The organism is Streptomyces sp. NPDC054847, from assembly GCF_053610925.1.
In genome coordinates, this window is the sequence record NZ_JBSGZJ010000030.1 from 1 (window position 1) to 13613 (window position 13613).

Sequence of the window (13613 nt, forward strand, 5' to 3'; positions counted from 1 at the left end):
GCCGTCCGCAGTCTGCGGACGGCGGCGGCCAGGTAGCGCACGGACTCCGTCGGCGGCATCCGGTGGGTGACGTCGTTGGCGCCGATCATGATCACGCACACGTCCGGGGTCCTCGACCGGTCCGCGAGCAGTTGCGTGACCTGCCGCTCGAGGTCGTCGGACCGCGCCCCGGGCAGTGCGATGTTGCGGACCTCCACCGGCCGCTCCGCCACCGCTGCCAGTCCGGAGGCCAGCAGCGCCCCCGGAGTCTGGCCGGCCCTGCGCACACCCTGGCCGGCCGCGGTCGAGTCACCGAGGACGCAGAGATGCAGCGGGTTCTCCCGGCCGAAGGCCAGCCCGTAGAGACCGTCGCCGCGCGGAGGGATGGGTGCCCGGCCCCCGCCGACCGTGCGTTTGGCCAGCTGGACCTCGGCCAGCACCAGGCCCACCGCCGCCGCCCCGAGCAGCCCGATGCTGCCCCCGCCGTATGCCGCGCCGGCCGCGATGCGCCGCGCCACCCTCGCTCTCGACACAGTCCGTGCCACCTCCTCGCAACCCACCGGGGCCGCAGCCTCGTGTGCTGCGGCCCTCGCAGGCTTCGTCGCCTTCCAAGAGCTAACTGCCCCGTAGCGACCGTCGCCCAATCCCGCGGCCGCCCGCTTACGCTGGGCGAACCATCACGGAGACCCCGGAGAACATTGTGCGTATCCACAATTCGATGATCAGCCTGGTCGGCGACACCCCGCTGGTGAAGCTGAACAGCGTGACCGCAGGCATTTCGGCGACGGTCCTGGCCAAGGTCGAGTACTTCAACCCCGGCGGGTCGGTGAAGGACCGGATCGCCCTGCGGATGATCGAGGCGGCCGAGGAGAGCGGCGCGCTCCGGCCCGGCGGCACCATCGTCGAGCCGACCAGCGGCAACACCGGCGTCGGACTTGCCATCGTGGCCCAGCAGAAGGGCTACAAGTGCATCTTCGTCTGCCCGGACAAGGTGTCCACGGACAAGATCAACGTGCTGCGCGCCTACGGTGCCGAGGTCGTCGTCTGCCCCACGGCCGTCGACCCGGAGCACCCGGACTCGTACTACAACGTCTCCGACCGGCTGGTGCGCGAGACGCCGGGCGCCTGGAAGCCGGACCAGTACTCCAACCCCAACAACCCGCGCTCCCACTACGAGACCACCGGGCCCGAGCTGTGGGACCAGACGGACGGGCGGATCACGCACTTCGTCGCGGGCGTCGGCACCGGCGGCACGATCTCCGGCACCGGTCGGTACCTGAAGGAGGTCAGCGACGGCAAGGTCAAAATCGTCGGCGCGGACCCCGAGGGTTCCGTCTACTCCGGCGGCTCCGGCCGTCCTTATCTCGTCGAGGGCGTCGGCGAGGACTTCTGGCCCTCCGCGTACGACCGGACCGTGACCGACGAGATCGTCGCCGTGTCCGACAAGGACTCCTTCCAGATGACGCGGCGGCTCGCCAAGGAGGAGGGCCTCCTGGTGGGCGGGTCCTGCGGCATGGCGGTCGTCGCCGCGCTGCGCGTCGCGGAGCGCCTCGGCCCCGACGACATCGTCGTCGTCCTGCTGCCGGACAGCGGCCGCGGCTACCTGAGCAAGATCTTCAACGACGAGTGGATGGCCGACTACGGCTTCCTGGAGGGCGAGGGCGTCGCGAACGTCGGCGACGTGCTGCGCGACAAGGAGCACGGCGGCATCCCCAGCCTGGTGCACATGCACCCGGAAGAGACCGTCGGCCAGGCCATCGAGGTGCTGCGCGAGTACGGCGTCTCCCAGATGCCGATCGTCAAGCCGGGCGCCGGCCACCCGGACGTGATGGCCGCGGAGGTCATCGGCTCGGTGGTCGAGCGGGAGCTGCTGGACGCCCTCTTCACCCAGCGCGCGTCGCTCGGCGACCCGCTGGAGAAGCACATGTCCGCACCGCTGCCGCAGGTCGGCTCCGGCGAACCGGTCGGCGACCTGATGTCGGTGCTCGGGACGGCGGACGCGGCGATCGTGCTGGTCGAGGGCAAGCCCACCGGCGTGGTGAGCCGTCAGGACCTGCTGGCGTTCCTCGCCAAGGGCGCCAAGTAACCCGCCGGACGAGCAGTTTGAGGACGTCTGTCGCGCAATCGGTACGAGCGCGTCACGTACGCGCAGCACCCGCTTAACACGCGTACGGCACATTGGTGGATGTCGGCAGGGAGACCGGGCAGGTACCCCGGCCGGCACCACTGGCGGCGTCACAGGACTTCCGGAGCGGCTCCCGGACTCCCAGGACGCCCCGGACACGGGGACCGGTCCTGACCCGGCCCGTGTCCTTCGCGGGGACCGCCGTCGTCCCGCCCCCCGGCCCTCGGGCAGGGGGTGCGGCGGTCCCCGCGCACAGTCTTCGCGCCCTGTGCGCCGGCCGGCCCGCGCACAGGGCGCGAGCGGCGGTGACGGCCGCTCAGTCCTCCCAGGCGGAACCGGTGCTCCGCGACCTGCGCTGCCACGGCAACCCGTGGGCGGCGTGGGCCACGTTCACCCCGACGATGCCGAGCCAGGTGACGACCAGACCGGGCAGGTCCGCGTTGGCGACGCCGATCGCGGAGAGCGGGATGGCCAGGACCATCGTGATGATGCCGAAGCCGAAGCGCTCCCCGAAGTTGTCCGCGGACCGCTGCCGGCCCGGGCTGCGGGCGGCGGTCGTCCGCTGCTCGGCCAGCTGGCGCCTGACACGGCGGTCGACCGTGGTGTCGAGCCGCTCCTCGACCTTCTCCAGGAAGGATTCGACGAGCGCGGAGTCGTACTCCTCGCCCAGTTCGCGCCGGGCGTGGAGGGTGGCGTCGAGCTCCTTCTTGAGCTCAGGGTCGCGGGCTTCCATGGGACCGAAGCTACGGCCGGGCGGGCCGCCGGGTCATTGGGGCTATCCCCCCTCTTCACCCCGGGGACAACGGGAACGGGCCGTCGCGCTGTGACAGCATGTGAGGTCGGACTGCCGTCGGACGCAGGCCCGTTCGCAGGGGGGCGACCATGAGCACAGAGAGCACCGCACCGACCGCCGAGTACGTCCTCGGCGGCCTGCACCACGTCCAGCTGGCCGTCCCGCCGGGGTCGGAGGACCTCTGCCGCAGGTTCTGGGGCGACGTGCTGGGCATGACCGAGCTGGAGAAGCCCCCGGTGCTGGCTGCCCGCGGCGGCTGCTGGTTCCGCGGCGGCGGTCTCGAGGTCCACCTCGGTGTCGAGCAGGACTTCGCACCCGCCCGCAAGGCGCACCCCGGCATTCTCGTCCGTTCGCTGCGCGCCCTCGCGGAGCGGCTGGAGGAGTGCGGACACGAGGTGACGTGGGACGGCGAATTCCCCGGCCACGACCGCTTCTACGCCCATGACAACGTCGGCAACAGGCTGGAGTTCATGGAGCCGCGGGCCGCGTCCTGAACGGCTTCCGTGCACCTCGCCTTGCCCGGTCTGCATATCGTCATGCAGAGTTCATGGTGAGTGAATAGGACGACCGGCGAGCGGGCCGGACGAGGGGGATGGCATGAGCGACAGCCCTGCCGCACGACTGCAGCAGCTGTTCGAGGGGCACCGGCTCACCCCCACCCAGCGCCGCATCGCACACTGCATGGTCCGTCGTGCCGCGGACGTGCCGTTCCTGTCCAGCGTGGAGCTCGCGGAGCTGGCCGGCGTCAGCCAGCCGTCCGTCACCCGCTTCGCCGTCGCACTCGGTTTCGACGGTTATCCCGCGCTGAGAAGGCATCTGCGTGAGGTCGTCCCGCCGGAGACACCCGACACCGGCGACGCGTACAACGAGTACCAGCAGGCCGTGCGGGCCGAGATCGAGAACCTGCAGCACCTGGCCGCCATGCTCGCGGAGCCGGCGCCCGTGGAGCGGGCCGGCCGGCTGCTGGCGGCGTCACGGCCGCTGCCGGTGCTGGGCCTGCGCGCCGCGTCGTCGCAGGCCAGAGGCTTCGCCTACTTCGCCGCCAAGGTGCACCCGGACGTACGGCTCCTCGACGAGGGCGGTTCGATGCTCCTCGACCGCGTCGACGCGGCGCGGCGGGCGGGCGCGAGCGCGCTGCTCTGCTTCGCCCTGCCGCGCCACCCCAAGGAGGTCGTGGAGGCACTGGCGTACGCCCGCTCCGCCGGTCTGACGGTGGTGACGGTCGCCGACTCGGCGTTCGCCCCGGTCGCCGCCCACAGCGACCTGCTGATCCCGGCCGCCGTCGGCACCGGACTGGCCTTCGACACCGCGTGCGCGCCGATGCTGCTGGGGAGGGTCCTTCTGGAGGCCATGTGCGACGGTCTGCCGGACGCGCAGGCGCGCCTGGAGGACTTCGACGTGCAGGCGGCGGAACGCGGCCTGTTCGCGGAATGAGCCGTACCGGACCGAATTCCGCCCCTGTTTCTCAGACGGTACTCATGTACGGCCGCTAACCTCCGCGCCCACGGATCGGATCTGCCGGAGGGAGCACGGACGTGGGGCGCGGGACGCAGTCGCTGGCGCGGGTGGCGGTGGTCGTGAGAGCCGGGGCGGCGCCCCTGTGGTGGCTGGGGGTCCTGGCCGCCGGGACCGGGCTGTTGCTTCCCGGACTCACCGGGCGTCGCATCGGGGTCCTGGCCGGGGCGGCGCTGTTCCTGGTCACCGCCGCCGTGGTCGCTCTCGTACGCCGCCACCGGTACACGCGTCTCGCGGACAGCGCGACCCGTGCCGGCCGGCACGACGTCCTTCAGGACCGCCGGGTGACGCTGCGGGTGGTGCGGCGGCCGCGGCGCTGGTGGCTGCTTCTCGCCTTCCTGGCCGCCGTGGCGAGTTCGCTCGTGCTGCCTGCCGCGGGCGGTGCGGTGCTCGCCGGTGCGGGAACCGGCCTGTGGCTCAAGGCCGTGTGGCTGGGCCGGCGTGAACGCGCGACGGAGACGCTGCTGTGGCTGCCCACGGACCGGTTGGCCAAGGGACCGGTCGGCAAGCAGACCGAGGGCTTCCGTACCACCGGCATCGCCGCCGGCGACGCCGCGCCCGGAGGGGCGCGGCGCCGGCGCTGAGGGACGGCTCAGACGTCCAGTTCGGCCTCGATCTTCTTCAACTGGTGGCGGGCCATCGCCAGGTTCGCGCGATCCTTGTCCAGCGCCAAGTAGAGGAAGAGACCGTTGGAGCCACGGCCCTTCATCAGGCGGATCAGGTGGTACTGCGTGCCGAGGGTGATGAGGATGTCCTCGATCTCGTCCTTGAGCCCGAGGTGCTCCATCGTGCGCACCTTGGAACGGACCACGTCCGTGTTTCCGGCAGCGGCCACGGTGAGGTCGAATTCCTTGCCGCCGCCGATGGTGCCCAGCGCCATGCCGCTGGTGTAGTCGACGAGTGCGGCGCCGATGGCGCCCTCGATGGTGATGGCTTCCTTCAGCGCTGTTTCGGTGTTGGCCATGGCAGGCGCACTTTCCTTCCGTCGGTTGGTTGTTCTCGCGGTGGTGCGGGTGGATCGGGTGGTGCGAGGGGCTCGTGCGGGTACTGGTTCTTCGGGAGTGGCGGCCATGTGTCAGGCGTTCTCCGGTCGTTCGAGGGCGGCGTCCACCAGCGCCCCGATACGGGCGCCGGCACGACGGGCCTCGAGATGGAGCCGGCCCACGTTGATGCGTGGCTCGGCCAGGACGGTGAGCACGGCCGACGAGCCGGCCGCGTAGGTGGCGACGTAGCCCGCCTCGCCCCGGACGAGCAGCTCCTTGAAGCCGCCCTGCCCGGTGGCCTCGGTGAGCCGCAGCGCGACACCGAGCGCGGCGGCGGTGAGCGCGGCGACGCTCTCCGCCTCCTCCGTGTCCGCAGCCAGCACCAGGCCGTCGACGCTCGCGGCGAGCCCGCCGGTCAGCTGCGGCACGCGGGCGCGCAGCCTCTTGAGTTCACCGAGCACCTCGGTCTCGGCCGTCATGAGCTGTCTCCTCTCGGCGCGCAGCCTCAGGGCGCGCCTCATGACGGTGTGCGCAGGGCCCGGTGGGTCGTGCGGTGTGTCACAGGCTTGCCTCCAGAGCGTCGCGGAGCCGGCGTAGCAGGGCGATGTCCGGGTCGACGGCGAAATCGGCGACCCAGGCGGGCAGTGGGGCCGGATCGGGTGCGGCGGGGTCCGACGGTGTCTCGACGAGCCCCGCGGCGGCCATCCGCCGTACTTCGAGCAGGGTGTTGAACGCGGGCCGCCCGACCGCCCGGGCGATCGCCGACGGCGTGCGCACACCGTCCGCGAGCTCCAGCAGTGCCCGCTGCCGGGGGGTGGCCGTCGCCCCGTGGTCGGGCGGGCGGCACCGCAGGGGCGCGGTGTCCACCTCGGAGTGCGGCCACACGGAGTCGAGGAGTCCGCGCCGCCGGCGTGCCTCCCGGGCGACCGCCACGGCCGGTACGGGACGTACGGCGCCGATCCAGTGGGCGACGCCGTAGCGGAAGCGGGTCGGCCCGCTGCCGGGCGCCAGGGCGAAGAACGCCGCGTCGTGGAGGGCGCCGAGGTGGCAGATCTCCATCTCTCCGCCGGCGACCTGGCCGCTCTCGACGAGGAAGCGGGCCACCTCGCGGCGGGCGCCCGCCTTCGCCACGGCCTCCTGCCAGCCCTCGGGGGCCAGCCGGCCGCCGGCGGTCAGCAGCACCTCGACGCCGGGCGCGGCAGGGCTCTCCGCGTGCACGACCTGCCCGTCCGCGAGGTAGAGGGCGCCGTGGTCACGGACGAGGACGCCGGTGGCCCGCTCCTCCGCCAGCCTGAGGAGCATGGGGGAGACGGCCGTGGGCGCTGCGGTCATCCGAGGACCAGCCGCTCTGCGAGGTCCGCGAGGCGCAGCCGGGCGAGCGCCAGGTTCCCGGTCTCCCGGTCGAGCCAGATGTGCAGGAACACACTGCTGTCGAACGTGGTCTCCACGAAGCGCACCACGTGGTACCCGGTGCGTGTGGTGACGATGAGGTCCTCGACGGGTAAGCCCTTCGCGCCGTCCGGTGCCGCTTCCTCCTCGGGCGCGAAGGTCGGGTACTCGGCGGCCATCCTGGCAAGTTCGGCGGTCTCCGCCGCGGTCGCCTCGTGGTCGCCGCCGGGGGTCTCCCCGATGCTGCCGAGGGCGAGACCGCTGGTCCAGTCCACGATCGCGGCCCCCCGGGCCCCGGGCACCACCATGGCTTGCAGCAGACATTCGTCGATTCCGGGCACGCGGACTCCCCTCCCCGCCTCGGTGTGCCGCGCATGAACACGGCAGTGACGGAGAGGTTACGCAACGTGCCACCCGTTGGGGGGACTTCTGGCATTTTCCAGCGGAACATGCGCGCGCCCGATAAGGTCCGCTCTCTCCCCGTCCGTCGCCAATCACCGATCGGCGCTTCGGCGGCCGGTACCGGCGCAGGCCGTCATGACGGTGAGGCCGGTGGAACGTCGGGACGGGGGGATCGGCGGGCGGAGGGTGCCGCCCGTCAGCGGGTGCGGTGCTCCACCGCGGCGGCGACGTCGTCCAGATCCCTCACGATCGCCTTGCGGACGGCCCTGGCGCCGAGCTTGCCGAAGACCTTGGCGAGCAGTCCCATGAAGCCGCCGGGCGGCTCGGCGCGGAACGTCAGCCGGACGGTCGTCGCCTCCGGGCCCGCGGTGAGCAGGTGGAACTCGGAGACGTAGTGGGTGCCTTGGGAATCGGCCTCCACCACATAGCGCTCGGGCGGCTCGCTGGCCGTCACGTACATCTCCTCCGTGGCCTCCTTGCCCAGCATCCGCCGGGTCTCCCGCCACCGGGTGCCCACGCCGAAGTCGCCCTCGCTCAGCACCTCGATCCGCTCCACGCCGCTGAGCGTGCGCTCCCAGCCCCGGATGTCGGTCAGGGCCTGCCACACGGGACCGGGCGGTGCGAGGATCAGACGCTCGACGACGACGCTGCTGGTAGCCATGGATCCATGGAACCACCGGGGTACGACAGCCGCCCCCGCTGCACGGTCATCGGCCGAGCAGTGCGTCCCGCTCCGCCCCGCCGGCCTCCGCGACGATGGATTCGACGCTCTGGGCCGCCCGCACGGTGGTGAACCGCACCTCGCCGTCCGCTCCGGCGGTGAAGCCGTGCACGGCGGTCCTGGGCAGGCTGTTGTAGCCGTAGTGGCTGGAGAAGTAGTAGGCGCCCGTGTCCAGGGCGGCGATCACGTCGCCCGGCTCCAGCAGCGGCAGGGCCCGCTCCTCGGCGAGCAGGTCACCGGCGAAGCACGCCGGCCCCGCGATGTCCTGCTCGACACCGGGTCCCGTCTTCGGCCGCCCCTTCGCGTCGTACGCGGTGATCCGCAGCGGCCAGGACAACGGGTCGTAGACGGTACGGGTGGCGACCTGGACGCCCGCGTGGGTGACGGCGATCGGCCGCGAACCGGCGGTCTTGGCGTACTCGACCCGGGCGAGGACGGTGCCGTGCTTGGCGAGCAGGGAGCGGCCGAACTCGGTGACCAGGCCGTACCGGCCGTCGAGCAGCCCCGGGACGCGCTCCCGCAGCAGCGCGGTGTAGTCGGCGAAGGCGGGGGTGTGCTCCTCGGACGCGAAGTTGACCGGCAGACCGCCGCCGATGTCGATGGTGTCGATCTGCCGCCGGCCTGCCGCCGCGTTGATCTCCTCCGCGAGCTCGTACGCTGCGAGGACGCCCTCCGTCATCCGGGTCAGGGCCATGCCCTGGGAGCCGGAGTGGGTGTGCAGCCGGGTCAGCCAGGGCCGCTCGAGACACGCGCGGACGAGCCGCTCCCGTGAACCCTCGTCGCGGAGGGTCACACCGAACTTGGACGTCGGTGTCGCCGTCGACAGGGCGCCGATGGAGCCGCCGCCGACCTGTGCGTTCACCCGCAGGCCCAGCGGCGAGGCGGTGGGCCCGGCGGCGACGAGCTCGTCGATGCGGGCCAGTTCCTGCCAGTTGTCGGCGTTGACGGCGATGCCCAGGGCGAGGGCCTCCCGCAGCTCGGCGACCGTCTTGGCAGGGGAGTCCAGCACGATCGAGCCGGACGGCAGTCCGGCGGCCCGCGCCAGTGCCAGCTCTCCGGGGCTCGCGACCTCCGCGCCCATGCCCTCGGCGTGCAGCAGCGCGAGCACCGGCACCAGCGGGGCGGCCTTCACGGCGAAGGCGTGCAGCACCGGCGCGTCGGTGACGGCGGCGAAAGCGGCCCGCAGCGCCGCCACCGACGAGCGGATACCCGCCACGTCGATCAGGGCGGTCACGGGCTGGTCCTCGGAGAGAAGTCCCTGTTCCACGGCCGCTCGTACGGCCCGGTCCCGGCGGTCGACAGTCATGTGCGCCAGCCAATCACCCGGCGGTTCGCGCCGCAGCTGTTGACTACATCTATTCAGGAAGTAAGTATGTGAATAGAAAATCCACACATCTTCGCGAGGAGGCACCGCCATGTCAGGACCCCGCCCCGTACGGGCACCGCGCGGCAGCGAACTGAGCGCCCTGGGATGGCAGCAGGAAGCCGCGCTGCGGATGCTGCAGAACAACCTCGACCCGGAGGTCGCCGAGCATCCCGACAAGCTCGTCGTCTACGGCGGCACGGGGAAGGCCGCGCGGGACTGGCGCTCCTTCGACGCGATGGTCCGCACGCTGCGAACGCTCAAGCAGGACGAGACGATGCTCGTCCAGTCCGGCCGTCCGGTCGGCGTCATGCAGACCCACGAGTGGGCGCCGCGCGTGCTCATCGCCAACTCCAACCTGGTCGGCGACTGGGCGAACTGGGAGGAGTTCCGGCGCCTCGAGCAGCTGGGCCTGACCATGTACGGCCAGATGACCGCCGGCTCCTGGATCTACATCGGCACCCAGGGCATCCTCCAGGGCACCTACGAGACGTTCGCCGCCGTCGCGGCCAAGAAGTTCAACGGCACGCTCGCGGGCACGATCACCCTCACCGCCGGCCTCGGCGGCATGGGCGGCGCCCAGCCGCTCGCCGTCACCATGAACGACGGCGTCGCGATCTGCATCGACTGCGACCCGCGCGCCATCGAGCGGCGCATCGAGCACCGCTACCTGGACGTCAGGGCCGACTCCCTGGAGCACGCCCTCCAGCTCGCCGTCGAGGCCCGGGACGCCCGCCGCCCGCTGTCCATCGGCCTCCTCGGCAACGCTGCCGACCTGCTGCCGCGGATGCTCGCGGAGGGCGCGCCGATCGACATCGTCACCGACCAGACCTCCGCCCACGACCCGCTGTCCTACCTGCCCGTCGGCGTCGACTTCGACGACATGGCCTCGTACGCGGCGAAGGACCCGGCCGGCTTCACCACCCGTGCCCGGGAGTCGATGGCCACCCATGTCGAGGCCATGGTCGGCTTCATGGACGCGGGCGCCGAGGTCTTCGACTACGGCAACTCGATCAGGGGCGAGGCCCAGCTCGCCGGCTACGACCGGGCGTTCGCCTTCCCGGGCTTCGTGCCCGCGTACATCCGGCCGCTGTTCTGCGAGGGCAAGGGACCGTTCCGCTGGGCGGCGCTCTCGGGCGAGGCGTCCGACATCGCCAAGACCGACAAGGCGATCCTCGACCTCTTCCCGGAGAACGAGTCCCTGCACCGCTGGATCAAGATGGCCGGCGAGCGGGTCCACTTCCAGGGACTGCCGGCGCGCATCTGCTGGCTCGGCTACGGCGAGCGCGACCGGGCGGGCGAGCGGTTCAACGACATGGTCGCGAGCGGTGAGCTGGCCGCCCCGCTGGCGATCGGCCGGGACCACCTCGACTGCGGCTCCGTCGCCTCCCCGTACCGCGAGACCGAGGCGATGCTCGACGGTTCCGACGCGATCGCGGACTGGCCTCTGCTGAACGCGATGGTGAACGTCGCGTCGGGCGCGTCGTGGGTCTCCCTCCACCACGGAGGCGGTGTCGGCATGGGCCGTTCCATCCACGCCGGCCAGGTGTCGGTGGCGGACGGCACGAAGCTGGCGGGCGAGAAGATCCGCCGCGTCCTCACCAACGACCCGGGGATGGGCGTGATCCGCCACGTGGACGCGGGCTACGAGAGCGCCGAGTCGGTCGCCGACGCCAAGGGCGTCCGCGTGCCGATGCGGGAGGACTCGTGACGAGCGAGGGCCGCCCCGGCTCGGCCGGTTCCGCCGCCGGGACCGGCACAGTGTCAGGCACAGGCGCGGCCGCCGGGTCCGGCACCGGCTCCGCGGCGGGGTCGTTCCACGAGATGTGGCGCGACCTGCGCCCCATCGGCCGCGACGCGTCCACCGGCGGGTACCGCAGGTACGCCTGGACCGCCGCCGACGCCGACTGCCGGTCGTGGTTCAGGGCGCAGGCCGAGTCACGTGGCCTCGCCTACGAGACCGACCGCAACGGCAACCAGTGGGCCTGGCTCGGCGACCCCGCCCAGGGCGACGCCGTGGTCACCGGCTCGCACCTCGACTCCGTACCGGACGGCGGAGCCTTCGACGGCCCTCTCGGCGTCGTGACCTCCTTCGCCGCCCTCGACGAACTCCGCCGCAGGGGAGCGGAGTTCACCCGGCCCCTCGCCGTCACCAACTTCGGTGACGAGGAGGGCGCCCGGTTCGGGCTCGCCTGTGTCGGGTCCCGGCTGAGTGCCGGGCAGCTGACACGGGAGAAGGCGTACGAACTCCGTGACGCTGACGGCATCAGCCTTCCGCAGGCCATGGAGGCGGCGGGGTACGACCCGGCAGCCATCGGTCCCGACCCCGAACGCCTCGCCCGGATCGGCGCGTTCGTGGAACTGCACGTCGAGCAGGGCCGTGCCCTGGACCTGTCCGGTGACGCCGTCGGCATCGCGTCCGCCATCTGGCCGCACGGGCGCTGGCGGTTCGACTTCGCCGGTGAGGCCAACCACGCCGGCACCACCCGGCTCGCCGACCGGCGCGACCCGATGCTGACGTACGCGCAGACCGTTCTCGCCGCGCGACGGGAGGCGGAACTCGCGGGCGCGGTGGCCACGTTCGGAAAGATCTCCGTCGAGCCGAACGGCGTGAACGCCATCCCGTCGCTGGTGCGCGGCTGGCTGGACTCCCGGGCGCCCGACCAGGCCACCCTCGACACGGTCGTCGCCGCCGTCGAGCAGGCGGCGCGGGAACGCGCCGAGCGCGACGGCGTGGACCTCTCGGTCGTACAGGAGTCGTTCACGCCGGTGATCGAGTTCGAGCACGCTCTGCGCGACGAGCTGAACAAGATCCTCGGGGGCGCCGTCCCCGTGCTCGGCACGGGCGCGGGACACGACGCGGGAATCCTCTCCACGTCCGTCCCGACCGCGATGCTGTTCGTACGCAACCCCACCGGTGTCTCGCACTCCCCGGCCGAGTCGGCGGACGAGGACGACTGCGTGGCCGGGGTTCTCGCACTCGCCGACGTACTGGAGGGCCTGGCGTGCAGGTGACCACGTACTGGCTGGAACACGCCTGGCTCGGCGCGCACGCCGAGCCGGGCGTGGCCCTCGACGTGACGGACGGCCGGATCACCGCCGTACGGCAGGGGGTCGAGACACCGCCGCCGGGGGCGGAGGTGCTGCGCGGCTTCACGCTTCCCGGCCTCGCGAACGCCCACTCGCACGCCTTCCACCGCGCGCTGCGCGGCACGGTGCAGGTCGGCTCCGGGACCTTCTGGACCTGGCGGGAGGTGATGTACGACGTGGCCGTCCGCCTGACCCCCGACTCGTACTTCACGCTGGCCCGCGCGGTCTACGCCGAGATGGCGCTGGCCGGCATCACCGCGGTCGGTGAGTTCCACTATCTGCACCACGCGCCGGGCGGCGTGCCGTACGCCGATCCCAACGCGATGGGCGAGGCGCTGATCGCGGCTGCCGGCGAGGCCGGAATCCGGATCACCCTGCTCGACACCGCCTACCTGTCCGCCGGTTTCGGAGAACCACCCACCAGCCACCAGTTGCGCTTCTCCGACGGCACGGCGGACGCGTGGGCCCAGCGGGCCGATTCGCTGAAGGACGGCGGACACGTACGGATCGGCGCCGCGATCCACTCCGTACGGGCCGTGCCCGCCGAGCAGCTGCCGACGGTCGCGTCCTGGGCCGCCGCCCGCAACGCGCCCCTGCACGTCCACCTCTCCGAGCAGACGGCTGAGAACGACGCCTGCCTCGCCGCGCACGGCCGCACCCCCACCCGGCTGCTGGCCGACCACGGCGTGCTCGGCGCCCGCACCACGGGCGTGCACAACACCCACCTCACCGACGACGACATCGCGCTGCTCGGCGGCACGACGACGGGCACCTGCATGTGCCCGACGACGGAACGCGACCTCGCGGACGGCATCGGCCCCGCCCCCGCCCTTCAGGCGGCCGGCTCGCCCCTGTCCCTCGGCAGCGACAGCCACGCCGTGATCGACCTGTTCGAGGAGGCCCGTGCCATGGAGCTGAACGAGCGCCTGCGCTCGCGCACCAGGGGCCACTGGACGGCCGCGGCGCTGCTGCGGGCCGCCACCGCCGACGGACACGCCGCACTGGGCTGGCACGAGGCGGGCCGCCTCGAGCCGGGCGCGCTCGCGGACTTCACGACCGTCGCCCTGGACACCGTCAGGACAGCGGGGCCGCCACCGCGTCTGGCAGCTGAGACAGCGGTATTCGCCGGGTCGGCAGCGGACGTGCGCCATACGGTCGTGGGTGGCCGCCATGTCGTACGGGACGGGGTCCATGCCGCGGTTCCCGACGCTGCACGAGCTCTGACGGACGCGATCGCCGCACTGCACGGCTGA

The 13613-nt window shown here is 72.3% G+C and carries 15 protein-coding genes; 7 read left to right on the forward strand and 8 right to left on the reverse strand.

Translation table 11 applies throughout. From position 1 onward, the window contains the following. A partial coding sequence (locus tag ACWGH4_RS06040) for a GDSL-type esterase/lipase family protein (protein WP_453456171.1) occupies positions 1-512 on the reverse strand: 512 nt, incomplete at its 3' end. Between the two features lie 167 nt (positions 513-679). On the opposite strand from ACWGH4_RS06040, the gene ACWGH4_RS06045 reads away from it, so the two are divergent. Then, positions 680-2065, forward strand: coding sequence for a cystathionine beta-synthase (locus ACWGH4_RS06045; RefSeq protein ID WP_453456174.1), 1386 nt, complete (start codon positions 680-682; stop codon positions 2063-2065). 355 nt (positions 2066-2420) lie between these two features. On the opposite strand, the gene ACWGH4_RS06050 is transcribed toward ACWGH4_RS06045, so the two are convergent. Then, on the reverse strand, positions 2421-2837 hold the full coding sequence (locus tag ACWGH4_RS06050) for a hypothetical protein (protein ID WP_453456177.1): 417 nt from the start codon (positions 2835-2837) through the stop codon (positions 2421-2423). Positions 2838-2986: 149 nt separating this feature from the next. On the opposite strand from ACWGH4_RS06050, the gene ACWGH4_RS06055 reads away from it, so the two are divergent. From ACWGH4_RS06055 to ACWGH4_RS06065, 3 genes are all read left to right on the forward strand, one after another. Beyond that, positions 2987-3391 carry a VOC family protein gene (locus ACWGH4_RS06055; protein WP_159691304.1) on the forward strand — a complete coding sequence of 135 codons (405 nt, stop codon included), beginning with the start codon at positions 2987-2989 and terminating at the stop codon, positions 3389-3391. A gap of 103 nt (positions 3392-3494) precedes the next feature. Beyond that, entirely contained in the window at positions 3495-4331 is an 837-nt protein-coding gene (locus ACWGH4_RS06060; RefSeq protein WP_441267015.1) for a MurR/RpiR family transcriptional regulator, read from the forward strand. A gap of 101 nt (positions 4332-4432) precedes the next feature. Continuing rightward, on the forward strand, positions 4433-4996 hold the full coding sequence (locus tag ACWGH4_RS06065; protein WP_453456182.1) for a hypothetical protein: 564 nt from the start codon (positions 4433-4435) through the stop codon (positions 4994-4996). An 8-nt stretch (positions 4997-5004) separates the two neighbouring features. Here ACWGH4_RS06065 and ACWGH4_RS06070 read toward each other — a convergent pair whose 3' ends face one another. The 6 genes from ACWGH4_RS06070 to ACWGH4_RS06095 form a co-directional block, all read right to left on the reverse strand. After that, positions 5005-5376, reverse strand: a complete 372-nt coding sequence (locus ACWGH4_RS06070) for a hypothetical protein (protein ID WP_189469306.1) — start codon at positions 5374-5376, stop codon at positions 5005-5007. 111 nt (positions 5377-5487) lie between these two features. Beyond that, positions 5488-5874, reverse strand: a complete 387-nt coding sequence (locus ACWGH4_RS06075) for a roadblock/LC7 domain-containing protein (protein ID WP_159691316.1) — start codon at positions 5872-5874, stop codon at positions 5488-5490. A gap of 79 nt (positions 5875-5953) precedes the next feature. Continuing rightward, positions 5954-6727 (reverse strand): transcriptional regulator, encoded by a 774-nt coding sequence (locus ACWGH4_RS06080; RefSeq protein ID WP_441267017.1) that lies wholly within the window; start codon positions 6725-6727, stop codon positions 5954-5956. Then, a complete protein-coding gene (locus ACWGH4_RS06085) occupies positions 6724-7125 on the reverse strand; it encodes a hypothetical protein (protein WP_441267018.1) in 402 nt (133 codons plus the stop codon). Before ACWGH4_RS06085 ends, ACWGH4_RS06080 begins: the two co-directional genes overlap by 4 nt. Before the next feature lie 257 nt (positions 7126-7382). Further along, the gene (locus ACWGH4_RS06090; protein WP_441267019.1) at positions 7383-7847 is read right to left on the reverse strand and encodes an SRPBCC family protein; all 465 of its coding nucleotides are present in this window, start codon (positions 7845-7847) and stop codon (positions 7383-7385) included. 46 nt (positions 7848-7893) lie between these two features. Continuing rightward, positions 7894-9213 carry a diaminopimelate decarboxylase gene (locus tag ACWGH4_RS06095; RefSeq protein WP_453456188.1) on the reverse strand — a complete coding sequence of 440 codons (1320 nt, stop codon included), beginning with the start codon at positions 9211-9213 and terminating at the stop codon, positions 7894-7896. A 109-nt stretch (positions 9214-9322) separates the two neighbouring features. Between ACWGH4_RS06095 and hutU the strand changes: the two genes are divergently transcribed. From hutU to ACWGH4_RS06110, 3 genes are all read left to right on the forward strand, one after another. Continuing rightward, complete coding sequence (gene hutU, locus ACWGH4_RS06100; protein WP_441267021.1) at positions 9323-10981, forward strand: urocanate hydratase; 1659 nt, start codon at positions 9323-9325, stop codon at positions 10979-10981. Positions 10982-11094: 113 nt separating this feature from the next. After that, a complete protein-coding gene (locus ACWGH4_RS06105) occupies positions 11095-12285 on the forward strand; it encodes an allantoate amidohydrolase (protein WP_453456240.1) in 1191 nt (396 codons plus the stop codon). After that, a complete protein-coding gene (locus ACWGH4_RS06110; protein WP_453456192.1) occupies positions 12276-13613 on the forward strand; it encodes a formimidoylglutamate deiminase in 1338 nt (445 codons plus the stop codon). Before ACWGH4_RS06105 ends, ACWGH4_RS06110 begins: the two co-directional genes overlap by 10 nt.